The following is a 20,878-nucleotide window of genomic DNA, read 5'->3' as shown; positions in this document are numbered from 1 at the left end:
TCTACCCGGCCGAACGCAAACGATTATTACGTGTCATATTGTAATATTATCACATGTCAACCACGTACCTCGCTAGCATGGGACTAATGGGCGCGTTCGTGGTGGCGGTGGTCGCATGGATCGTTCGCGGGCGTGGCTGGTACCAGTACAGTCCGGGAGCGTCGACGAGCGCCCGGTCCACAGCGGGCGAGCGCGAAGACCGCTTCGAGACGTATGCCGACCAGCCGATGGCCTGGGTAGGCGCGTTCGCGGTGCTGGTCGTCGGCCTTCTCGTCGGTGTCGTCGCCTCTATTTCCGGCCCCGTCGAGGTCCAGTCGATAGCGGGGCTGGCGGTCGCTATCGTCGGGGGTGCGGGCCTCTGTGGATACCTGCTGTTCGGCGTGTACCTCTCGGCGACGCGCCGTGGGCACCCCCGCTCGCTGGCGGTCGCCGAGTCTGCGACGGTCGCGGGCGTCCTCTTCCTCATCGCGGTCAGCTTCCAGCTACTGGCCTGACCCCTTCACAGTATCGAGTACGCCGCTGCACCGGTCAACGCGAGCGCAGCGACGGTGCCGCCGAGGACGAGGTACGTGACGGCCCGAGGTTCCCAGCGCAGGTGCTGGTAGTACGCGGCGACGCCGACGGCCTTGACGACCGACAGTACCATGATGAGCGCGAAGGCGACCCAATAGGCGCTGTCGACGAGGCCGGCGAACTCAACGACAGCCTGCGCGGTCGCGAAGGCGAACAGTACGACGTATATGACGGTGTAGCCTTTCCAGTCCATGGTTATAGGATGTAAAACAGCGGGAACAGGAACAGCCAGACGATGTCGACGAAGTGCCAGTACAGCCCGAAGTACTCGATGGCCCTGTCGTCGCCCTGGTAGGCCCCGTTCCAGGCCCTGACGACCATGTACGCACAGATGATGAGCCCGATTGTGACGTGGGCTCCGTGCAGTCCAGTCGTCAGATAGAACGTCGACGACGCGATGTTCGTCGAGAGGGTCCACCCGTTCGGGAACGCTTCGCTGTGGATGTGGAACAGGTGCTGCCACTCCAGCCCCTTGTTGATGAGGAAGCCGACGCCCAGCGCGAACGTCCCGACGAGGGCGGCGACGGTCCCGCGCTTGCTCTCCCGCTCGGCGGCGACCATCGCCAGCACGACGAGGAAACTCGACGTGAGCAACAGGTACGTGTTGATGAGGCCGGGCATCGTCACGTGCTCGGCGGGGATGAGGTCGTGGTGCCAGGCCGTCCAGCCGTAGGCGACCCGGACGAAGGCGTAGGAGCCGATAAAGGCCCCGAAGAGGACGATGTCGCTCGCCAGGAACGTCCACATCCCGAGCTTCATCTTCTCGACTGACGAGAAGGGCCACCGTTCGGCGATGGCCATCTCCGGCGCGTGGAACGGCTCGCGGGTCATCCCGACGAGCGAGCCGAACGTCACGAGGCCGCCGATAGCTGCCATCGACAGGTACACCATGCTCCCCGTCCGCACGCCCGAGAGGCCGAGGAACGTGACGAACCCGCCGAGGCTGACGAGGAACGGCCAGAAGCTCGCGTGGCTGGCGTGTTCCTCGCCGGCGGTCTCGTGGGCCGGCTCCATCGCGGTGGCCGTCGCCGCGGCTCTGGCCGTCACGGCCCCGCCGTCCGTTGCGGTCCCGCCGTCGGTCGCCGCGTGGCCGTGGGCCGCAGCCCCGGGCGCACTCTCGGTCCGCTCGGCCACCGTCTCGTCGTCGAGGAACTCCAGTTTCCCGGTGGCGTAGCTGGGGACGCCCGGGAAGTTCTCCAGCGGCGGCGGCGACGACACCGCCCACTCGGCGGAGGTGGCGTACTCCCAGGGGCTCGGGCCGGCGTCCTCCCCGCGCCAGAGACTCACGAAGAGGTTGTAGAACATGAGGAGGAAGCTCGCGCCCAGCACGAACCCGCCGACGGTCGCCATCGAGTGCCATATCTGCAGGCCCTCGGGGTAGACGAACACCCGCCGCGGAGTCTCCCAGGCGATGAACATCGGGAAGTACAGCAGATTGAACCCGAGGAAGTAGACGCCGAACTGTATCTTCCCCAGGCGCTCGTTGTACATCTTCCCGGTTATCTTCGGGTACCAGTAGTACAGGCCGCCAAAGAGGGCGGTCGCGCCCGCGACCATCACGTAGTGGAAGTGCGCGACGACCCAGTAGGTCCCGCGGAACTGGTAGTCCAGCACGATAGCCCCGAGGAAGACGCCCGTGATACCACCGATGATGAACAGGATGAGCGCGCCCAGCGAGAACAGGAACGGTGTCGTGAACCGGACCCGCCCCTTCGCCATCGTGTAGATGAGCGAGAACACCATCAGGTCGAACGGCAGGGAGATGCCGATGGTGGTCGCCATGAAGATGGTCTTGATGGGGAGGTTGATGCCGGTCAGGAACATGTGGTGCATCCAGACGACGAAACTCTGGATCGCCACCAGCACCATCGAGATGATGAACCACTTCCGGCCGACGAGTCGTCGGCCTGTGAAGGTCTGGAAGCACTCAGCCATCACGCCCAGCGCGGGGAAGAAGACGATGTACACCTCCGGATGGCCGAAGAACCAGAACAGGTGCGCCCACAAAAGCGACGCGCCGGGGTTGTCCGCGTCGGTCGCCATCGTCGTCCCGTCGATGGAGTACTGGAAGTAGGTCGTCCCGAGGATGTGGTCGGAGGCGAGAATCATCAGCGCGGCCAGCAGCGCCGCGAAGGCAAAGAGCATCATCCAGACGGTGAGGTTGATAGACAGCGAGAAGATGGGGATGTCCCGCATCCGCAGGCCCTCGGCGCGCATGCGGTACATCGTCGTCAGGAAGTTCACCGACCCCAGCGTCACGGCGGCAGTGAACATGATGAGCGCGAGCACGACCGAAGTCGCGCCCAGCCCCTCGCCGGGGATGTAGGCCGGCGTGTTCAGCGGGGCGTACATCGTCCAGCCGCCGGCGAAGGTGGTCCCCTGGAAGAAGGAGACGCCCATCAGGATACCCGAGAACAGGTACAGCCAGTACGACAGGGCGTTCAGGCGTGGGAAGGCGAGGTCGTCCGCGCCGATTTGCAGCGGGACGAGGTAGTTGGCGAACCCGAAGGCGAACGGCGAGATGAACCAGAACACCATCAGCAGGCCGTGGGTCGACACCGCCTGATTGTACCCCATCGACCCCAGCAGGTCAGCACCCGAGGAAAGCAGTTCGAGGCGGAACAGCAGGGCCAACACCCCGCCGAAGACGAGGAAGAACAGCGCGGTGATGAGATACAGAACGCCGATGTCCTTGTGGTTGGTCGTGAGGAACCACCGGCTGACCGACGACTTGGGCGGGAGGCCGTGGTCGTGGCTCACGCGCCGACACCCCCCGCGGTCGCGTCGGGCGCAGTGCCCGCGGTCGGCGTTCCGAGGCTTGCCGACTCAGTCGTCCCGTTCGCCGCCTGGCCCCCGCTCTGTCCGGCGGTCCCGTTATACCAGTCCCCGTACTCGTCCTGGGAAAGCACGACCACCTCCGCCGTCATCAGCGAGTGGCCGCTGCCACACAGTTCGTAGCACTTGGCGGTGTAGGTCCCCGTCTCGTTGGCCGTGAACCAGGCCGAGGTGTACTGGCCCGGCACGGCGTCGGTCTTGACCCGCACCGCCGGTATCCCGAAGTTGTGGAACACGTCCGTCGAGGTCACCCGTAACCTGACCACCCGGTCCTGTGGCACGTAGAGCGTGTTCGTCGTGTGCCCGTTCGGGTAGATGAAGTCCCAGCCGAAGCGGTACCCCTCCACGTCGATTTCCAGCGCCTCCTCCTGGGCCGGGTCGGGACCCTGCTCGATGTACAGCAGCTGCGAGTACGTCCAGGCGATGAGCGAGACGACGATGATGGCGCTGATGCTAAAGGAGTAAAACACCTTCCGACCGCCCGAACCCCCGGTCGGAAGCTCACCCATCTCGGGCCGCTCGACCTTGTCGGCGTACGGGTCCGTTCCGCTTCCGTCGTCGCGGTACTTGAGCGCGTGGTACATGGTATAAGCCACGACGACCACCCCGACAGCCGTCCCCAGTAGCAGGAACACCTCGAATATCTGGTCGAACACTGCGCTTGGTGCCCTGACGTCGCTACCGTGCAAGGGAAACACAATCGCGACAAGTGTTATCATGGGTCCCGGCATTATCTTCATGATTCTTCCCACCCTGTAATAGGTATTGGGGACAGATAGTTGACATATACTCTTCCCCTCGACGTGTGCGAGAACCTTTTTACCCACTGGCATGTTACACCACACCATGGAAGATACGTCATCTGGCGTCGAGGACCCGCCGATCAACGACGACGGTCTCACTGAGGCCGAGGAGTTTGACAGTCTCGCCGGGATTATCGCCGACGGCGTCGTCGGGGCCGCTGGTGGACTAGTCGGGACAGCGATGATGACGGTCGTCTTCCTCATCGCCCAGTCACTGGGCGCGTTCAACCTCGACGACTTTGCCATCCTCACCGAACTCGTGGGTTTGACCGGCTACGTGCCGGAAGTCCTGTTCGGGTTCTTCATTTTCCTCGGCGGCGGCATGTTCCCGTGGCCGCTGCTGTTTGCCTCGCTGAAGGCGTACCTCCCGGGCCAGTCCGACCACGTCAGCGGCGCGTTCTTCGGCGGGGCCATGTGGACTGGGTTTGTCCTCGCCTTCTACACCGGCCAGTCCGGACTCACGCTGGTGCTGTATGCGGTGCTGACGCTGGTCGCGCACGTGGTCTACGGTATCGGCCTCGGCGCGGTGTTCAACTACTTCTCGACCCGCCCGGACTCCATCGTCTGAGTCGCCTCGCTGCTGTGTTCCAGCGAGAGAACGGCGTCGCGACTCCCGCCGTATCGGGCCCGATTACGAGGTGATGCTGGTCGGTCAAAAGTCGCTGGACGACGCGAGTAGCGCGCTGGCTACCGGCGAGAACGTAGCGAGCATACGCCGGAATGTGACTCCCGAACTCAGGCTTCCGCTTCTGCGTCGGCGTCCGCCTCTGTATCCGCCCCGTCGTCGCCCTCGAACTCTTCGAGCGTGCTGCGAAGCTGTGGAATCGTCGCTGTGAGGTCGCCGACCTGCTCGCGAGCGTCGTCGACGTCGTCGATGAGGTCTGCGATAGTCTCAATCTCCTCCGCAAGGTCATCGGCGTCCTCGAAGGCGTCTGCGCGTTCGCCCATCGTGTACCACTTCTTCGCGTCGCGGAGATGGTCCTCGGCATCGCCCACGTCGAGTGCCGTTTTGAGCGAGTTCAGCACACCGAGCGTGTTGTCGGCCTCCACGTCCCAGACAGAATCGGCCTCTGGGAGCGCGTCCCGGGCCTTCGCCAGTGACTCCTCAACATCCGTGCGCATTTCATTGGCCGCCTCGCCGAACAGTTCGTCGTCGTCCAGACTTGACTGACTCATACAGAACGATTGGTGTGGTGATGGGTTAAAAGCCCGCCTGAAAGTGAAAGTGAAACCGCAAGACGTGGCCGTCTGGTCAGTCCTGAAACCGAAAAGGCATTGTGGCTACTCGGCCCGGATGTCCGAGCGCACCTCGGGCATCGGGTCCATGTCGGCGTCGATGTCACCCAGCACAAGCATCGCGTAGTACCGGAGGAACGTCGTCAGCGGGACCTGAATGAGCGCACTGAGGACGATGAAAACCAGCCCGCCCAGCAGGCCAATACCGCCGGCCAAAACGACTCCGATAGTTCCCTGAACGGCGAGATACAGCCCGAACGCGACGAGTCCGACAGGAATCGCGACGATGATGAGTGCGATAATACCGAGAATCGCGCTGACGATACCGACACCGATCTGAAGGACGATGGAGAAAAACAGGTAAGCGAGGTACTGCTTCGGGTGGCTCTTTATTGACCCCCAGAGCCGCGACCACCCGGAGAGAACGCCGTCGTTGTCTGCCGTCATCAGCGGAACGACAAACACCGTGGTGAATCCGAAGACGATACCGTAGGTTATGGCCAGTACTGCGAACACGGCGATGAACAGCCCCGACAGCGCGAGGACACTCGACGCCCCGACGTTTGCGGCATCACCACCGAGCACCAGGAAGAACCCGGCCGCACCGAGCACGAGGGCAACGCCGAGCCAGATAATTCCGAGTACCAGCCGAAACAGGAGCAGCCGTATGCCGTCCCCGACGTGTTCGCTGAAATACTGGCGGACGTGTATCTCGCGGTCGATAAGCGCCTGCGTCAACACGAACTCCATGAAGTTACTCAGGATACCGTATGCGAGCCCCAGCAGGATGAACAGGCCGATAATGGCGAACACGAGAAGTCCGGCCCCGGCGAGTAGCTCGTCCGGCGCGCCGGACGGGACGCCGGGTTCGGAGACCTGTCTCGTGAGGTCCCCCGGCAGGGACAGCACAGCTTCAAGCGGCGCGGTCAGCTGAAACCCGCCTCCCGGGCCGCTGGGGCCGCTTGGCCCGCCGTTCCCACCGAAATCACCGAAGTTGCTGAACGACTGGACGTTGTTCAGCCCGACACCGCCGCCACCGATGAAGAACACGACGAACGCCATTCGGAGCCACGTCCATTTCTCGAACGGGAACAGAAACGACTTCGTCGCGTCGATTGCGTCGTCGATATCGTCGACTGCGTGGAGGGCCATATCGGAAGTCTCACACTCCCCTCTGGTAAAATTTTCGGGGCTGTGTCAGGCATTCTGGCCGCTCGCTGGCTATTTTACTCTTGCACTGCGTCGACCTGCATCAGCGGGTACCCGTCCTCCATCGCCATGCTGGTCTCGACTGTGACCCCCTCGTATTCGATGCGCATCTCGACGTCGATGAACCGCCCGGTGAGTTCCGTGTAGTCCGCACCCCCCTCGGCGATAGCGTCTTCCAGCGCATCCGCTCGGACGCTGACACTGACCGCCTCACAGAACGGCTGATTCTCGATAGCGTCCTCCATCGCCGCCGCGAGCGAGTCGGCGCTGTCCGGGCTGATCGGTGTCCCTGCGAACTGGTGATACAACGACCCGAACTTGACGCCCGCTTCGAAACACGCCTCTTGCGGAGCTGTGGGTTCCATACAATCGGTCCGGCTGGGCGACACAAAAGCGAACCGCAAGCTACCTATTGCGTGCGACGTATCGTCTCATACGAATGGACGACCCGGTTCTGCTCACCGGCGCTGGCGGTGCTGTCGGGGCGGCCATCCTCGAGGGACTCGAGGACGCCTACGAGTGGAAACTCATGTTCCACAGCCCACCCGCCGAGGAGCCCGACCACGAGTACCTCGTCGGGGACGTGTCCAGCGAGGGCGACGTGGCCGCGGCGATGGACGGCGTCGGCGCTGTCATCCATCTGGCCGGCGACCCCCGGCCAGAAGCCCCCTGGGACTCCGTCCTCGAAAACAACATCGACGGCACCCAGAAGATGTACGAGGCCGCTGTCGATGAAGGCGTCGAGAAGTTCGTCTTCGCATCCTCGAACCACGCCGTCGGCTCCTTCGAAACGGATGAGCGCACGCCAGAGATGTATCGCCCGGACGACCAGTACCGCCTCGACGGGACGGAACTCCCCCGCCCCGGAAACCTCTACGGCGTCTCGAAAGCCACCGGCGAGGTGCTGGGCCGCTACTACCATGACCAGTACGGCCTCTCCGTCTGCAACATCCGCATCGGCAACCTCACGCGCGGCCACCCGCCCATCGACTACGAGCGCGGGCAGGCGATGTGGCTCTCCTACCGGGACTGTGCCCACATCCACGACTGCGCGCTTCAGGCTGACTACGAGTACGAGATCGTCTACGGCATCTCCGACAACGACCGGAAGTACTACTCCATCGAGCGCGCCAAGGAAGCCCTCGGATACGACCCGCAGGACAACTCCGCGCACTTCGACGGCGAGGAACGCGTCGCCGAACCGGAGCCGTAGGCATCTCCTACCGCCCCGGTCGCACGCTATCCCGAGCCGTCGAACAGCCCACGCACGTCGTCGTCTTTCTGCTGTTCTAGTTCGACGTGGTCCCGGAGCCGCTGGTAGACGACGGGCCGCTGGTCGCGCTCGCGCACGAACGAGAACAGCATTCCGGTAAACTGCGAGCCGCCGTCGCTGTCGAGTTCGCTCCGCGCACGGTCGACAGCGGCGTCGATGACCGCCTCATCGTACCGGCCCGCTTCCGCAAGCACCTCGGCGGCGATGGCCGTCGCGCCGAAATCCAGCGCGTCGTAGCCAATCGCTTCGCCGTCGTGTGTCAATGTCGGCGGGTCCGCCGCCGCGTGGTGGGGGCCAGCCGCCGCCTCGTCGAGGAAGGTCCGCACGTCCGCCAGCGCCACACCGCGGTACGGGTCGGGCAGGCCGTTGAGGTACTCCGCCGCGCTCTCGGCCAGCCCGCGCGCGCCTGACCAGTTCTCCTCGCTGGCGTGGTGGACGACCGCGGTGAACTGGATGAGACCGTGCAGGAAGCGTTCATCGTCGCCCGAACCGAGGTCCAGCCAGTACTCCTCCCACGCATCGTGTGCGGCGTGGTAGCGCCCTTCGTTGTACACTGCAATGCCGGCACGGAGATGGTCGCGCACAGGGGTGTGTTCGCCTCGTGGCCGGAAAACCACATCGGCGTTTCGACCAGAGCGGGACGCTGTGGCTTCGGGTTCTGGTGTCGGCAGAAACGGCCCGCAGCACTGACCGCTCGCTACGCCCGCGGTGTTGTACTGTAGAGAAACGTCCGGACGGAGTTCCACGCGAGCACCGCGAGCGTGGAGCACGTCCGGTCGTGAACGCAGTGAACGTCCGGACGGAGATTTGAACTCGCCGAGAAATGCTCGCTTCGCTGCGCGTTCCTCGTCTGCTCAGATCTCCGCGTAGAGTTTCGCCGACACCTGTGACTGCTGTCGCTCGCCGTTGGATGTCGGCAAAAACGTCCGGACGGAGATTTGAACTCCGGTCCCTGGCTCCGCAAGCCAAGAGGATAGTCCACTACCCTATCCGGACTCATATCCAGAGAGGGTGGTGCACCTAAAAAGGGTGACGATTCGTGTGCCGTCACGCGACGTGTCGACACACGTCGCTACAACGCTGGTTTGAGCGACCGGGAAGACCTTTCATTCGGGATACATTATGGCAGGTATGAAACGGCGCACCCTCCTGCGATACGGCGGGCTCAACTGCTCGATAGCGCTTGCCGGCTGCTCTGGCGATGCTCCCGGAAGCGGGGAAACACTCACAGAGAGTCCGAGTGATCCTCCGAGTGTGAACGAAACGACATTCAGCGTTACTAGCCGACAGTCTGGGTCACAGGTGAGTTCGGCAACAGTGACTTTCGACGGGGACCGGGTCGTCGTCGAAGGCACTATCTGGGGCGCTGACGGGTGCAAAACGGCCGACCTGACAGATGCTACGTATGATTCCGGCTCGAATGAACTGAGTATCGGCGTTGGACCGACAGAGATGACAGACGCTGGCGATATGTGTACCCAAGCTATTATGGAAATTGACTACCGGGCTACGGTGACGTTTGCGAACGGCCTCCCCGGCACAGTGGTCGTTTCTCACGACACTGGCGACGGCCAGAGTACTGTAACAACAGCAACACGCTAACGGCGACTCGTGTTGCTGTCACTGCGGTGGCAGCTGCTGTCGAGTCAGCCGACAAGGGTTTATATCCTATCCCATGACCACCATCGAACAATGGACGGACGACCACCGAAATCGACCGACAGCGGCCGCTCGCTCGCCCAACGACAACGCTTAAGCGCGCCCCAGCCCAGCGTCCCATAGATAGATGGGTGCGATAGAGGACATTTACGAGGACTTAGAGACGGACGTCCCCGAGGAGGAGTTCCGCGAGGCCGTCGAGGAGAAGGTCGAGCAGATGGGCGGGCTCGCCGACGAGGAGACGGCCGCGATGCTGTTGGCCCACGAGCTTAACGAGAACGAGGTCAACGCCATCGCCGATATCGAACCCGGAATGGACGAGGTCAAATTCCTCGCCAAGGTGATGGCTATCGGCGACCTGAAGACCTTCGAACGCGACGACGAGGACGAAGACGGCCGGGTCATAAACGTTGAGGCCGCCGACGAGAGCGGCAGCGTCAGGCTCGCCTTCTGGGACGGCCAGGCCGTCGATATCGACGAGGGAAAGCTGGAGGTCGGCGACGTACTCCGGGTGAAGGGTCGGCCGAAGGACGGCTACAACGGGCTGGAGGTGTCCGTCGACAAGGCAGAGCCGGACGAGGACGCCACAATCGACGTGGAACCGGGCGCTGGCTCGTCTATCGACGCGCTGACCATGGGGCAGTCCGACGTGACGCTGCGCGGGCTTGTGCTCGATACCGACACGATACGGACCTTTGACCGCGACGACGGCAGCGAGGGCCGCGTCTCGAACCTCACTCTCGGTGACGAGACGGGGCGCATCCGAGTGACGCTGTGGGACGATCGCGCTGACCGTGCCGAGGAACTCGATGCTGGCGCGGCTGTCGAAGTCGTCGACGGCTACGTCCGGGAGCGGGACGGCTCACTCGAACTCCACGTCGGCGACCAGGGGGCCGTCGACGAAGTGGACGACGACGTGACCTTCGAGCCCGACGCCGACCCGATAGCGGAGGTCGAACTTGAGGAGACGGTTGACATCGCTGGCGTCGTCCGCTCGGCCGACCCCAAGCGGACGTTCGACCGCGACGACGGCAGCGAGGGGCAGGTCCGGAACGTCCGCATTCAGGATGCGACAGGTGACATCCGCGTGGCGCTGTGGGGCGACAAGGCGGACAAGGACATCGCGCCGGGCGACGAGGTTCTCGCAGCCGATGTCGAGATTCAGGACGGCTGGCAGGACGACAAGGAAGCGTCGGCGAGCTGGAACTCGACGATTGTCGTGCTCGACGACGGTGCGGACTTGGCGACGGGTGGCGCAGGCGGGGGAGCCAGCGTCGAAACGACCGACGCCGAACACGCCGGTCTGTCAACTTTCGGCGAGGAAGCGGACGATGCTGACGCCAGCAGCAGTGACGAGGCGGCCGCTGTCAGCGCCGACTCCGGCGACACGTCGCCGGACGGCGGCGCACAGAGCGCTGGCCAGCAGGTGGAGTTCACCGGCACCGTCGTCCAGACCGGCGACCCGGTCGTGCTCGACGACGGCGAGCAGACGATGAGCGTCGAAACCGGCGAGCGCGTGCAGTTAGGGCAGGAGATAACCGTCCGTGGCGAACTCCACGATGGCCGCCTCCACGCTGAGGACGTGTTCTGAGTCGGCGAGCGACGCTACGGAAACTCTTAAGACCGCAACACTCCCGGGTTTGGGTATGAGTGTCGAGCTACCGTTCGCACCGGTGGACGCGGTCATTCGGCGGAACGCGGACGGGCTCCGGGTGAGTGCCGACGCTGCGGAGGAACTGGCTCGTCGAATACAGGAGCACGGCGCCTCGTTGGCCGTCACGGCAGCCACGGAGGCCACCACGGACGGTCGAAAGACGCTGATGCCGTCCGACTTCGGTATCGAACAGGTTCCGGAGAAGGACGGTCTCGAACTCCCTGTCGCGCCGGTCGACCGCATCGCTCGGCTCGACATTGCTGACGACTACCGCGTCGCCATGGACGCTCGCGTCGCGCTCGCATCCATCCTCGAAACGTACGCCGACGAAACGGCTGCCGCGGCCGCCACGTTGGCTCGTCACGCTGATCGCCGGACGATCAAGGCAGCTGACGTCGAAACGTACTTCGAACTCGAACAGTACTACTGAATGAACTTCGGTTACCGCGAGGTCTGTCTGGACCACGACACCGGCCCGCGACATCCGGAGAGTCCCGACAGACTTCGAGCGATACGGCGCGCGCTCAAGGAGAATCACGGTGTCGAGTACGTCGCCGCCGATGACGCCGACATCGACCTCGTACGGACGGTCCACGACAGTGATTACATCGCGGAGTTCCGCGAGTTCTGTGACGACGGCGGCGGGAACTGGGACGCCGACACCGTCGCGGTTGAGGAGACGTGGGACGCCGCGCTTGCCTCGGCCGGCCTCGCCGTCTGGGCGGCGGAAGCTGCGCTCGACGGCAACTCCGGTCGTAACACGCCGTTCTCCCTCGGCCGACCGCCTGGCCATCACGCTGTCGGCGACGACGCCATGGGCTTTTGTTTCATCAACAACGCGGCCGTCGCTGCACAGGCCGCCCTCGAAGCCAGCGCCGACCGCGTCGCTATCTTCGACTGGGATGTCCACCACGGGAACGGCACACAGGACATCTTCTACGACCGTTCTGACGTGTTCTACGCCTCGATACACGAGGATGGGCTCTACCCCGGAACCGGCGACATCTCGGAGACCGGCACAGGCGACGCTGACGGCACGAACCTCAACGTAAAGTACAAGCCCGGTGCTGACACCGCCGACTACCTCGCCGCTATCGACGAGTGCATCGCGCCGGCAATCGAGGACTACGACCCCGATCTGTTGCTCATTAGCGCCGGCTTCGACGCACACGAACACGACCCCATCTCACGGATGCGTGTCTCTACGGAGGGGTACGGCGCGATGACCGACCGGATGCGCTCACTCACAGACGCCTGTGACGCCGCGCTGGGAATCATCCTTGAGGGCGGCTACGGCCTTGATACGCTCTCGGACTCGGTCACGACCGTTCACGAGGTCTTTGATGGCTACCAGCCGATGGAACCGGACGACGATGTCAGCGACGACGCCCGCGATGTTCTCGATGACCTCGCCGATCAGGGCTTCGGTGCGAAGTAGGTCGACAAATCGACGCCAAAGCCGTCGGCAAGCGTTGCGATGTCTGAGCCGACCAGTACGTCGTACCCATTCTCAAGTGCTGACTCGATCCGCGGCCCCAGCCCAACGTCGTAGACTGCATCGCTCGACAGGAACCCAGTAGCTGTAGTGAACGCCCGGGGTCGCTCGACGACGTAGCGGCTGCCGTCGATGAAGGGCCCGGCGACCTCGTCGTCGCCGTCGTACTTCTCGAAGAACCCGCTCGCGTGCTCGCGGACGTGCACCGGCGGCCCCTCGTGGCGCTCGACAGCCGGCCGCTGGGCGACGGCGAATTCGAGCAGCAAGACGGCGTCCCGTTCCCGGCGCTCGCCGTCCGGCGCTCCCTCCTCACCGCTGTCGCCCTCGACGAACGCGGCTGACCGCAGGACCTCGAACCCGCGTCGGTCGAGTTCGCTGCAGAGCCCGTCGAGAGACTTCCGGAGCTGTGGCCAGAGTTGGTCGTCGACGACATCTGGGGCCGCGAAGCGAAGTGCGACTGGCGTCGTCGCCCGCTGTGACACCACGGCCTTGATGTCTGCTGCTGTGAACGGGTCCGGCTCGGTCTCGGTGAACAGCGACGCCCGCGGCTCGGCGAGGAGGTCCCGGGCGTAGTGCTGGAGTGTGGCAACGTTCGCGGCCGACAGCACCGCCGCGACGTTGCGGTCCGGGTCCGTCGGGTCGATGACCACCAGCGGGTCGTCGAACGCCTCGGTCCCGTGGCTCTCGGGGTCGAGCCGAACCGGCGGGTGCCAGTCCGCGACTGCCTCGACGAACCCTCGGAAGCCGCCGAACTCGAGCACCAGCAGCTCCGTCAGGTAGCCCGAGAACCCGCGCGTCCGGAGGTCGCTCCCGTAGACCCCGATGCCTTTCAGGAACTGCTTTGCCACCCGCACCTCGCCCGCGCTGTCGTCGTCCAGACGCTCTTGCAGATATCTGGTGTGAAACGGCGTCCGGTCCACCGCGGACTGGATTTCGGTGGCGTCCGCGACCGCATAACAGGGCACCAGGTCGATCGCGTATCCCTCGCGTTCGCCGACGACGTAGGGGTGTTCGGCGTACTCCTCGCGGCCCTCGGGTAGCACCGCGTGCCCGACCGTCAGTCCGTACTCCTCTAGCTGCTCGCGGTCGAGCGACGCCGGGAAGCAGACGAATACGTCTACGTCCCGGTCGCCGGCGGTCCACGTTCCGCGGGCCGTCGACCCGACCTGAATGACTTCGGCATCGACCGGCAAGTCGGCGACCGCCGCCTCGGCGTCGGCTATCACCGCGTCGGCGACCCGCTGTAACTGCGCTCGTTCGTCGTCGGTCGGCGAGACCCGCGCTCGCACGTCCTCGACGACGGCGTCGAACTCCTCGCTCATACCGCCGATTACGCACAAGTGCGTGAAAGCGTGTCGATGCCGGTCGGAAACGAAAGCCCTAATTACCAACTCTGGCAATGACTGAATGCGTTCGCGCCGCCGTAGCTCAGTTGGTAGAGCACCTGGTTGTTACCCAGGTTGTCCCAGGTTCGAGCCCTGGCGGTGGCGTCGTTCTTTCACTCACTAACTGACAAGCGCCGGACGGCTGCTGCCGTCGGCTTTTCGGGTTGCTAGACGGTGAACGCACAAGCGATGCATGACTGTCTCTGTATCGGCCTGCGTGCGTCTCCGAACCCCGCTACTCCAACCCGACAGGCTAAAGATGCGGACTCATCAACACCATTCTGAGGGGCCCTTAGCTTAGTCTGGTTAAAGCGATCGGCTCATAACCGATTGAGCGCTGGTTCAAATCCGGCAGGGCCCATCCAGTTTCTGCCCAAAGCGTATCCGATACGAACCGGCAGCGATAGGTGTGCGAACGGGTGGAGAACAGCAGAATTGGGGTGCGAAGACACCCCCGCTAAATTCTGAGTTCAACAAGCATCTTGTTGGGGGTAGCCGCCGTCTGGCGATTTTGCGATTCGGAGGTGCGGGCGATGAGTAAGGCGTCAGCGCCCACTACGCTGCCCCAGAAGGGCGTGCGGAACCGTTCGCAGTACGCGGACACGCTACACCGACTCGATCCGGACGCTGACGAGCCAACACCCGCCTGTCCCGAAGCCGATTACCGGAGTGACGCGGACTTCACGGAGGTTCCCATTGCCGCGTATCGACCCCACTACAAACTCTGTGGGAACCCGGAGTGCTTCGGAGGTGACTGGCGGTGAGCCCCCAGTCCTCTCTTTTCGACTACGAACCGGACCTGTCGCCGCTGACTGACGCCGAGCGAGAGGTGTACGAGGCTGTGGGCATGGGCCAGTATGGGCCCCGCGAGTACGCCCGCCAGACTGGCCGCTCGCCCGGTACTGTCGGGAATCTACTCCGTCGAGCCCGCGAGAAAGTGGAGGTGACTTCGGCATGACGGGGTTCGTCCGAGCATCCCGGCTGTACGATGTAGACGCGGGTGAACCCCTTCAGTTCGACTGGACAAATCACCAACCTCTCGCACAGAGTCAGGCCGAAGTCGAGCAGGCCGTCGCGGAGATTGAGGCCCGGAGGTAGGGATGTCGCGGCATCTCAAATGCGCCCCTCATGAGGGCGACGTGCGCTTTACGATTGGTGTGCATCCCGATCCCGGCGTCTCGGACTACGGGCTGAAACCCTACTACGCGATGGATTCGCTCATCAAGGAGTGGGGAGACCGGTGGGAGACCGAAGGCAAACCCACGCGGGATATCGAACTCGCGGGTGAGACATGGGCAACCTGTTTCGACTACTCCGAGAGCGGGCTGGATGCCTGGGATAATCCGGAGTTCCAGATCCAGAACGTCCGCGAGTTCCAGTTCTACTTCGTCGCGAAGGATTCGCCCACGTACGAGGGGAAGCGGGCAGATCGGGACAAGCGCGTGAAGGGTGGGACGATAACCGTCCGCCCACGGTGGCCGAATCTCACAGCTGATGGGGAACCTGTCTCTGTGCCCCAGTACGGCGAGCCCTACATCGACGTGCAGGTACAGGCGTCCAACATCCCCCACGAGCGGTATCTGTCGCTCGTGAAGCGCGTGATGGACGCCTACGGGATTGCCGCGCGGTACTTCGACAACCCACACCCGGACAGCCACATCAACGATCTGGCCTACTACGTCCGGTTACACCGCGAAGACAGCGGGCCGCTGTACGCGCCGGATGGACCGATAGCACGCTGTCACACACTCATTCAGGGTGACCGGTCAGGGTATCGTAAGCACGTCGAAGACAACACGAAACTGCCCGGCTACTACGTCACCGCGACGGTCGAAGACGAGAAAGCCGACCAGCTGGTCCGTGGGCATGGGCTGGGGAAGGAACTCAAACACTACTATCCGAACCATCCGGACAACTACGAACCAGATCAGGCGCCGTATCATCCGAAATTCGAGGTGTCCTACCAGACCAGCCGAACCGAGCAGACCGTTCGGTGGGACGACCTCGACGACGCCCGGCGTGAGCTCGAAGAGACGATCTTGAACTGTCTGGACTGGTGTGGGCTGGCGACGAGTGCCGAGAGCAGCGTGTTCGTCGATTTCGATCCGTTCTGGAACATCCGAGATACGACGGAAGCCCGGAAGTTCGTGCAGTGTCCGCTGCCGAAGATCGAAGACGACCAGGAACATCGCGTGATGCAGCTGTGGGGAGACATGACCACTGCCGACCGCGACGTGACGGAACTGCTACTCACCGACGGTGGGAAGGTCTCACCACAGAAGGCAGCCGAGAAGACCGGCTACACGTACCGGACTATTCGGACTGTCATCCAGCGGATGGAGGGGCTGATCGAGCACACCTACGGCGAGATGGAACTGTCCTCGAAGAAGATTCAGCAGGAGCTACTGAAGCGAGTCCGTGCAGCGGGCGAGCGCTTCGAGCAGGAGATCGGGAGCGCTACGATGGAGCTGGCCGACGCGGCCGAAGAGCGTTCCCGGTCACGGTGGGCGCGAATCCGCCGGGAGTATGCAATCACGGAAACCGATGCTGGCGACTGCCGGAAACTGCTGAAGGTGGGTTACACGCCTGCCGACTTCGAGGAAGCACAGACCATCATGCGCGAAATCCAGACGGCCTACACCGAGTGTGTCGAGGAGAATACCTACGGCGTTCACGTCGTCGTGGAAACCGCGGAGACCGGCCGTGAGCGGTTCCGCGATCTCTCGAAAGCCTTCGAGACAGCATACCGCTCCGGCGACTACCTGCGTGAAGCGCGGGCGGCCGAGAAGGGCCGCGAGGGCTTCGACTTCGAGGCGTGGCGGGCGGCCGGCTGCCCGCCAGCTGACGAGTGGCACGGAGGGTAGCGTGCCACCTGCATAGAGGCATCACTGTCCAACACACTGATTTTGCGGCAATACTGTGCTCTTCCCTCCGAAAATCGCGCGTCGCGCGGCTGGGTTCGCTCCCGTTGGTCACGTCACCCAGCCGCGCGACCAGGGGGAACCCGGTGCGCAGGCTTCCGGGTTCCCCTTAGTCGTGTGGCTAAGGCCACATCATCAAAATACACCGCACTTCTATGCTGATAGAGCTACGCTTTCCTGAGCCGAAACTCAGTAACCACCGAGAGGATCATAACAAATATTACACTACCGACAACTCTCAAAGCTCCAAGCTGAGATATTGCTGTTAAACCGATAATGAACGAAATGAGCGCCAAACCTACTAGATTCCATAGGGTAACCCCCATATCAATATATGAGTCAGAATCCATATACTTCACACTATAAGTACCAAATGCAACAAGAAATGAAAAAACAGACACATACCCTTCGACCGGCCCATTTGAATAAATCACAATACTGGTTACAATGATTACCCCGACGGTACCCGTTAATGTACGGAACTTCTTTGGAACCTCTTGAATATGTTTCTGTTTAATAATGCCAACAATAGCGAAGGTTATGAAATATTCAATGAGGAAACCGGACATCACGGACACTGCTGCAGTTATAATACTTTCCAGAAAATCGAAGTCAACCAGATCCTGAGTAATCCCTGCTACGATTACAATTGAGATACCTATCGAAATTTTAACCTCTGTCTCATCTGCATTCTTATACTGGTCTTTAATACATTCAATCATAGATATATTTTATATTATAGAATATATGTTATTAGTATCTATTGGAGTTTGGTATCTATTATGACAGAAACAATTCTATTTTGATTTTGGCTTGTTGAGAATCACGATGTCTTCCACCATCATGCCAATTGAGAGTCGGAAGACGTGACGAGTGACGCATCTCCCACTCTAACACTTCTACACCCTGCCCACGTACTCGATACACACCGAAAACGTACCGTCCATTCTCGGCTCGCAGTCGCTTGTGATACTGGTCGTAGAGCTTGAATGTCCCCGGCTGGCCGTCAGCATGCCGATGCATCGCGGCCTTGATCTCAACAGGCGTTCCGTCTGGTCGCTTCGCGTCGTGCCAGCTGCACCGATCTAGTTCGAGGTCGTATCGCTCGGCGGCTTTGCGCTCGACGAGCGTGCCGTAGTGATTGGCTTTGTGGCTTCGACTCATTCGCGCACCTCGCGTGCATCATATATAGATACTCCTCCGGGCTGTTCGTGGCCGTTGCCCATGGCTCGCGCGTGCTCGCACCGCGAGCGCACGCCATGGGCCAACAACAGGGCTACGCCGGGGGGTTGGTTGTTGTTGGGTTGCTCGAATCCTCTCGCTGTCATGCGGTTAGTTCCGTTACCTCACCAACCACGTTTCGGTGCTCACCGTCGTCCTGATACTCGTTCCAGCGTTGTCGGACCCATTCGGCGCTGTACGGCACGAAATCGGCGATTTCGTGGTTTGGTCTGTCCGGTTCAGATTCCTTGGCCGTGATGACCGTGTAGATCGCAAGCTTTCGAGAGAGGGCTTCTGGGTCCACCTCGTCGCCATCGTCTTCCCCGCTTGACCACGACCATGTGGTCGGTTCCTTGTCGTCGTAGCGCCAGTCCGTTTCGGGGATACCCGACACGGAGAAGATCGGGTTGACGCCCTTCCGGTTCCGCACGTCCTCGTAGAAGGTCGCTTCTTTCAGCCCCTCCTTGTGGACACAGACACCGAGTTCCCGAACCAGCGGATGCACGTCCCGGCCGTCGTGGCCGATGATGATGAGCGAACCACCGTACTTCCGGATCTTGTAGGTGAGTGGCCCGAGTTTCGTCTTCGTCTCGTAGCCGTCCGACCCACTCCCGCCCGCGTTGCTGCTGGCCTCGTCGAAGATGAACAGTTTCGGGACCTGCTCGTTGTGCATGGGATCGCCGTCCTGTTTCAGCCACTCGTTCAGCTCGCCGTAGTTGGCGAGCCAGCCGTCACGACGATCTCCGTCCGAGTCGGTCCACTCGTCGGTTTCTTCGAGTGTGCGAATGTTCGATGCAACCAGAGCTTCCGAGGGCTGCTGTTCCTTCCAGAGTTGCCCCAGCAAACAGGCGAAGTTCGACTTGCCTGTACCGGGTTCCGCCCACTCGTAGAACATCGGCGCGGGACCGGTCATCTGTGCCCGGAGCTGGTCGATAGCCTTGATACCGGAGATATCGGCCCGCTGGCCGGCGTCTCCGGTGAAGTGCTTGAGCGACTGCATATCACCGTTCGCCATGGCCCGCCTTGCTGTTTCAGTGCCTTCGATGCGGACGATCTCCCGAACGTGCGAGAGGTCCTTTGCCTGACCGGGCATCTTCTCTGGCTGGTCGCAGTGCCGCGGATCGTAGTGGGTTTCGAGGATAGAGAGATAGCGTGATAGCTTCTCATCGCGGACGATTCCGGCGTGCTGGTGAACCTCATCGGGATCGCGTTGGCCGTAGCCGTCCTGATACTCGCGGAATTGTGCGGGCGTATAGAGGTCGCTATCGTCAGTCATCGTTTAGTCGTGGGTCCTGCGGTTGCTCGTTGGCCGGTTCGTCCTGCCCATAGCCCACAGCGGCGTCTGCTGTTGGGTCGGGAGCGTCGGTGAGGTCGTGGATAGTCGGTGCGTCTTCGGGATTCTCGCCGTCTTCGATGAGGTCGCCGAAGGTCTCCTTGGCCGCCGTCTTCTGGATCATCTGGCCGCGCTCGTTGGCTTCGGCGTCAGCGGTGACGAGTTTCTTTTGCAGCTCGACGCTGCCGCGACTCCACCGGCCACGGATAGCCGCCAATTCCTCGGCACGGTCGATGAGCCAGCCGTGAATATCCTGCATCTGCTTCTTGCTGGTCATCAGTTGGGTGTCCTGACAGCCTTCGAGCCAGACGCCCTCGACGCGGAGCTGGCCGATGTCTTCCAGATACTCGTACTCGCGGACGGCCCACGCACTGCCGCCGTTGACAGGGTATGGATCCGGGCCGTCGATTTCTTTCTCACGCCAGAGTTCCGGCGGGACATAGTACTTCTCGGTGGTGTCCTCGACGGCGTTGACGTGGTGGACTTCGACCCAGTTACGCCTGCGAAGCCAGCGGGCGATCTTCGCCCCGACGAGATAGCAGGGAATCGCCAGTACAAGCCAGCCGACGGCGATGGCGGGAATCCACGTCGGCAAGGTCGGCAGCTGCGGCTGGTAGTAGGCGAACAGCACGGCCGCACCGGCGAGCATCCCACCGATGAGTAGCTTGTACTCGGCAAGCAGGTAGACAAGCCGGTCACGGTTGTTCTGGAAGGTCGGTGCGGGCTTCATGCTACCTCCGGCCGGCCGTTTTCGCCGCGAATGACGTTGTAGCCGGCGACGATCATCCAGATGAACGCGACAGTCGCCCCGGCGAGCCACGCCTGCAACGACGACAGCGCGCGCAGGATGTCGAGCCCACCACCGGAGGGCTGTTGGACGATTTCGGCGTACAGTGGAGTGTTCGCCGTGGAAATCGCCACACCCACATAGCCGTCCTTCTCGGTGACGGGAATCTCGATAGTGGCGGTATCATCCGAGCGCAGGGCGACCGTGCGGACGGGGATCTTCCCGCCTTCCTGGAAGCGGCCGGCGTCGGAGATCGTCACGGTCTGGACTGCGCTCGACCGGAGGGTGATGCGAGCGATACCCTTGTCCGGTAGATACTCCGAACCGACGATCTCGGTCTGTGCGTCAATGCGTGTGGCTTCGGTGGCGTTTCCTGTGGGCTGTGGGCCGGATGTTTCAGCAGGGAGGTTGCCCGCGGACTGTGCGGCGGTCGGAGCGCTGACGCAGCCAAGGCTGACCACGAGCAGCGCGACGAAGAAAATGGAACGCATGGG

General features: G+C 62.5%; 24 protein-coding genes and 3 tRNA genes. 13 read left to right on the top strand and 14 right to left on the bottom strand.

Annotation, left to right across the window (positions count from 1 at the left end):
- The first annotated feature begins 53 nt into the window (after window positions 1-53).
- The gene (locus tag DVK00_RS04805; protein ID WP_121535606.1) at window positions 54-494 is read left to right on the top strand and encodes a hypothetical protein; all 441 of its coding nucleotides are present in this window, start codon (window positions 54-56) and stop codon (window positions 492-494) included.
- 5 nt (window positions 495-499) lie between these two features.
- Here the strand turns inward: DVK00_RS04805 and DVK00_RS04800 are convergent, their stop codons facing one another.
- Genes DVK00_RS04800 through coxB form a run of 3 tightly spaced genes read right to left on the bottom strand, consistent with a single transcriptional unit; the run spans window position 500 to window position 4,139 of the window.
- Window positions 500-766, bottom strand: a complete 267-nt coding sequence (locus DVK00_RS04800) for a cytochrome C oxidase subunit IV family protein (protein ID WP_101351105.1) — start codon at window positions 764-766, stop codon at window positions 500-502.
- Window positions 767-768: 2 nt separating this feature from the next.
- Entirely contained in the window at window positions 769-3,333 is a 2,565-nt protein-coding gene (locus DVK00_RS04795; protein WP_121577346.1) for a cbb3-type cytochrome c oxidase subunit I, read from the bottom strand.
- Window positions 3,330-4,139 (bottom strand): cytochrome c oxidase subunit II, encoded by an 810-nt coding sequence (gene coxB / locus DVK00_RS04790; protein WP_394345569.1) that lies wholly within the window; start codon window positions 4,137-4,139, stop codon window positions 3,330-3,332. Before coxB ends, DVK00_RS04795 begins: the two co-directional genes overlap by 4 nt.
- A 115-nt stretch (window positions 4,140-4,254) precedes the next feature.
- Here coxB and DVK00_RS04785 point away from each other — a divergent pair, with 115 nt between their 5' ends.
- Window positions 4,255-4,779 carry a DUF6789 family protein gene (locus DVK00_RS04785; protein ID WP_101351102.1) on the top strand — a complete coding sequence of 175 codons (525 nt, stop codon included), beginning with the start codon at window positions 4,255-4,257 and terminating at the stop codon, window positions 4,777-4,779.
- Window positions 4,780-4,946: 167 nt separating this feature from the next.
- Here the strand turns inward: DVK00_RS04785 and DVK00_RS04780 are convergent, their stop codons facing one another.
- The 3 genes from DVK00_RS04780 to DVK00_RS04770 all read right to left on the bottom strand — a co-directional run bounded on the left by DVK00_RS04780 (window position 4,947) and on the right by DVK00_RS04770 (window position 7,021).
- Window positions 4,947-5,387 (bottom strand): DUF5790 family protein, encoded by a 441-nt coding sequence (locus DVK00_RS04780; protein WP_121535597.1) that lies wholly within the window; start codon window positions 5,385-5,387, stop codon window positions 4,947-4,949.
- Window positions 5,388-5,492: 105 nt separating this feature from the next.
- A complete protein-coding gene (locus DVK00_RS04775; protein WP_121535594.1) occupies window positions 5,493-6,599 on the bottom strand; it encodes a hypothetical protein in 1,107 nt (368 codons plus the stop codon).
- Between the two features lie 74 nt (window positions 6,600-6,673).
- Complete coding sequence (locus DVK00_RS04770; protein WP_121535591.1) at window positions 6,674-7,021, bottom strand: dihydroneopterin aldolase family protein; 348 nt, start codon at window positions 7,019-7,021, stop codon at window positions 6,674-6,676.
- A 74-nt stretch (window positions 7,022-7,095) separates the two neighbouring features.
- Here DVK00_RS04770 and azf point away from each other — a divergent pair, with 74 nt between their 5' ends.
- The gene (gene azf, locus DVK00_RS04765; RefSeq protein WP_101351098.1) at window positions 7,096-7,869 is read left to right on the top strand and encodes an NAD-dependent glucose-6-phosphate dehydrogenase Azf; all 774 of its coding nucleotides are present in this window, start codon (window positions 7,096-7,098) and stop codon (window positions 7,867-7,869) included.
- Between the two features lie 26 nt (window positions 7,870-7,895).
- Here the strand turns inward: azf and DVK00_RS04760 are convergent, their stop codons facing one another.
- On the bottom strand, window positions 7,896-8,513 hold the full coding sequence (locus DVK00_RS04760) for a DUF309 domain-containing protein (protein ID WP_101351097.1): 618 nt from the start codon (window positions 8,511-8,513) through the stop codon (window positions 7,896-7,898).
- Window positions 8,514-8,852: 339 nt separating this feature from the next.
- A tRNA-Arg gene (locus DVK00_RS04755) sits at window positions 8,853-8,925 on the bottom strand.
- A 135-nt stretch (window positions 8,926-9,060) separates the two neighbouring features.
- Here DVK00_RS04755 and DVK00_RS04750 point away from each other — a divergent pair.
- The 4 genes from DVK00_RS04750 (at window position 9,061) to DVK00_RS04735 (ending at window position 12,680) form a co-directional block, all read left to right on the top strand.
- Complete coding sequence (locus DVK00_RS04750; protein ID WP_233560756.1) at window positions 9,061-9,531, top strand: hypothetical protein; 471 nt, start codon at window positions 9,061-9,063, stop codon at window positions 9,529-9,531.
- A gap of 184 nt (window positions 9,532-9,715) precedes the next feature.
- Entirely contained in the window at window positions 9,716-11,179 is a 1,464-nt protein-coding gene (locus DVK00_RS04745) for a single-stranded DNA binding protein (protein ID WP_121577344.1), read from the top strand.
- Window positions 11,180-11,234: 55 nt separating this feature from the next.
- Entirely contained in the window at window positions 11,235-11,672 is a 438-nt protein-coding gene (locus tag DVK00_RS04740) for a histone (RefSeq protein WP_101351093.1), read from the top strand.
- Complete coding sequence (locus DVK00_RS04735; protein ID WP_101351092.1) at window positions 11,673-12,680, top strand: histone deacetylase; 1,008 nt, start codon at window positions 11,673-11,675, stop codon at window positions 12,678-12,680.
- Here the strand turns inward: DVK00_RS04735 and cca are convergent.
- Complete coding sequence (gene cca, locus DVK00_RS04730) at window positions 12,659-14,059, bottom strand: CCA tRNA nucleotidyltransferase (protein ID WP_101351091.1); 1,401 nt, start codon at window positions 14,057-14,059, stop codon at window positions 12,659-12,661. The two genes, DVK00_RS04735 and cca, sit on opposite strands and share 22 nt — an antisense overlap.
- A 95-nt stretch (window positions 14,060-14,154) precedes the next feature.
- Between cca and DVK00_RS04725 the strand changes: the two genes are divergently transcribed.
- The 6 genes from DVK00_RS04725 (at window position 14,155) to DVK00_RS04705 (ending at window position 16,986) form a co-directional block, all read left to right on the top strand.
- A tRNA-Asn gene (locus DVK00_RS04725) sits at window positions 14,155-14,227 on the top strand.
- Window positions 14,228-14,408: 181 nt separating this feature from the next.
- Window positions 14,409-14,483: transfer RNA gene (locus DVK00_RS04720), tRNA-Ile, on the top strand.
- A 172-nt stretch (window positions 14,484-14,655) separates the two neighbouring features.
- Window positions 14,656-14,886 carry a hypothetical protein gene (locus tag DVK00_RS04715; RefSeq protein ID WP_121577343.1) on the top strand — a complete coding sequence of 77 codons (231 nt, stop codon included), beginning with the start codon at window positions 14,656-14,658 and terminating at the stop codon, window positions 14,884-14,886.
- Entirely contained in the window at window positions 14,883-15,080 is a 198-nt protein-coding gene (locus DVK00_RS04710) for a sigma factor-like helix-turn-helix DNA-binding protein (protein WP_049938980.1), read from the top strand. The genes DVK00_RS04715 and DVK00_RS04710 overlap by 4 nt, the downstream gene beginning before the upstream one ends.
- The gene (locus tag DVK00_RS21585; protein ID WP_199722442.1) at window positions 15,077-15,220 is read left to right on the top strand and encodes a hypothetical protein; all 144 of its coding nucleotides are present in this window, start codon (window positions 15,077-15,079) and stop codon (window positions 15,218-15,220) included. Before DVK00_RS04710 ends, DVK00_RS21585 begins: the two co-directional genes overlap by 4 nt.
- Window positions 15,221-15,222: 2 nt before the next feature.
- Complete coding sequence (locus tag DVK00_RS04705) at window positions 15,223-16,986, top strand: MarR family transcriptional regulator (protein ID WP_233560755.1); 1,764 nt, start codon at window positions 15,223-15,225, stop codon at window positions 16,984-16,986.
- A gap of 224 nt (window positions 16,987-17,210) precedes the next feature.
- Here the strand turns inward: DVK00_RS04705 and DVK00_RS04700 are convergent, their stop codons facing one another.
- From DVK00_RS04700 to DVK00_RS04680, 5 genes are all read right to left on the bottom strand, one after another.
- Entirely contained in the window at window positions 17,211-17,765 is a 555-nt protein-coding gene (locus DVK00_RS04700; RefSeq protein WP_121577342.1) for a hypothetical protein, read from the bottom strand.
- Between the two features lie 58 nt (window positions 17,766-17,823).
- Window positions 17,824-18,207, bottom strand: coding sequence for a hypothetical protein (locus tag DVK00_RS22440; protein WP_121577341.1), 384 nt, complete (start codon window positions 18,205-18,207; stop codon window positions 17,824-17,826).
- A gap of 160 nt (window positions 18,208-18,367) precedes the next feature.
- Window positions 18,368-19,540 (bottom strand): hypothetical protein, encoded by a 1,173-nt coding sequence (locus DVK00_RS04690; RefSeq protein WP_121577340.1) that lies wholly within the window; start codon window positions 19,538-19,540, stop codon window positions 18,368-18,370.
- Window positions 19,533-20,327, bottom strand: coding sequence for a hypothetical protein (locus tag DVK00_RS04685; protein ID WP_121577339.1), 795 nt, complete (start codon window positions 20,325-20,327; stop codon window positions 19,533-19,535). The genes DVK00_RS04690 and DVK00_RS04685 overlap by 8 nt, the downstream gene beginning before the upstream one ends.
- On the bottom strand, window positions 20,324-20,875 hold the full coding sequence (locus DVK00_RS04680; RefSeq protein ID WP_121577338.1) for a hypothetical protein: 552 nt from the start codon (window positions 20,873-20,875) through the stop codon (window positions 20,324-20,326). Before DVK00_RS04680 ends, DVK00_RS04685 begins: the two co-directional genes overlap by 4 nt.
- Window positions 20,876-20,878: the final 3 nt, after the last annotated feature.

It is taken from the genome of Haloarcula sp. Atlit-47R, assembly GCF_003665985.1.
Taxonomy (GTDB): Archaea; Halobacteriota; Halobacteria; order Halobacteriales; family Haloarculaceae; genus Haloarcula; species Haloarcula taiwanensis.
Note: the sequence above shows the minus strand (reverse complement) of the source record. Positions and strands in the feature narration are given on the sequence as shown.

Bases quoted from the DNA above. Each gene is read 5' to 3' on its own strand.
- DVK00_RS04805 (WP_121535606.1), top strand. From the start codon at position 54: ATGTCAACCACGTACCTCGCTAGCATGGGACTAATGGGCGCGTTCGTG.
- DVK00_RS04800 (WP_101351105.1), bottom strand. From the start codon at position 766: ATGGACTGGAAAGGCTACACCGTCATATACGTCGTACTGTTCGCCTTC.
- coxB (WP_394345569.1), bottom strand. From the start codon at position 4,139: ATGCCGGGACCCATGATAACACTTGTCGCGATTGTGTTTCCCTTGCAC.
- DVK00_RS04785 (WP_101351102.1), top strand. From the start codon at position 4,255: ATGGAAGATACGTCATCTGGCGTCGAGGACCCGCCGATCAACGACGAC.
- DVK00_RS04780 (WP_121535597.1), bottom strand. From the start codon at position 5,387: ATGAGTCAGTCAAGTCTGGACGACGACGAACTGTTCGGCGAGGCGGCC.
- DVK00_RS04775 (WP_121535594.1), bottom strand. From the start codon at position 6,599: ATGGCCCTCCACGCAGTCGACGATATCGACGACGCAATCGACGCGACG.
- DVK00_RS04770 (WP_121535591.1), bottom strand. From the start codon at position 7,021: ATGGAACCCACAGCTCCGCAAGAGGCGTGTTTCGAAGCGGGCGTCAAG.
- azf (WP_101351098.1), top strand. From the start codon at position 7,096: ATGGACGACCCGGTTCTGCTCACCGGCGCTGGCGGTGCTGTCGGGGCG.
- DVK00_RS04750 (WP_233560756.1), top strand. From the start codon at position 9,061: ATGAAACGGCGCACCCTCCTGCGATACGGCGGGCTCAACTGCTCGATA.
- DVK00_RS04745 (WP_121577344.1), top strand. From the start codon at position 9,716: ATGGGTGCGATAGAGGACATTTACGAGGACTTAGAGACGGACGTCCCC.
- DVK00_RS04740 (WP_101351093.1), top strand. From the start codon at position 11,235: ATGAGTGTCGAGCTACCGTTCGCACCGGTGGACGCGGTCATTCGGCGG.
- DVK00_RS04735 (WP_101351092.1), top strand. From the start codon at position 11,673: ATGAACTTCGGTTACCGCGAGGTCTGTCTGGACCACGACACCGGCCCG.
- cca (WP_101351091.1), bottom strand. From the start codon at position 14,059: ATGAGCGAGGAGTTCGACGCCGTCGTCGAGGACGTGCGAGCGCGGGTC.
- DVK00_RS04715 (WP_121577343.1), top strand. From the start codon at position 14,656: ATGAGTAAGGCGTCAGCGCCCACTACGCTGCCCCAGAAGGGCGTGCGG.
- DVK00_RS21585 (WP_199722442.1), top strand. From the start codon at position 15,077: ATGACGGGGTTCGTCCGAGCATCCCGGCTGTACGATGTAGACGCGGGT.
- DVK00_RS04705 (WP_233560755.1), top strand. From the start codon at position 15,223: ATGTCGCGGCATCTCAAATGCGCCCCTCATGAGGGCGACGTGCGCTTT.
- DVK00_RS04700 (WP_121577342.1), bottom strand. From the start codon at position 17,765: ATGATTGAATGTATTAAAGACCAGTATAAGAATGCAGATGAGACAGAG.
- DVK00_RS22440 (WP_121577341.1), bottom strand. From the start codon at position 18,207: ATGAGTCGAAGCCACAAAGCCAATCACTACGGCACGCTCGTCGAGCGC.
- DVK00_RS04690 (WP_121577340.1), bottom strand. From the start codon at position 19,540: ATGACTGACGATAGCGACCTCTATACGCCCGCACAATTCCGCGAGTAT.
- DVK00_RS04685 (WP_121577339.1), bottom strand. From the start codon at position 20,327: ATGAAGCCCGCACCGACCTTCCAGAACAACCGTGACCGGCTTGTCTAC.
- DVK00_RS04680 (WP_121577338.1), bottom strand. From the start codon at position 20,875: ATGCGTTCCATTTTCTTCGTCGCGCTGCTCGTGGTCAGCCTTGGCTGC.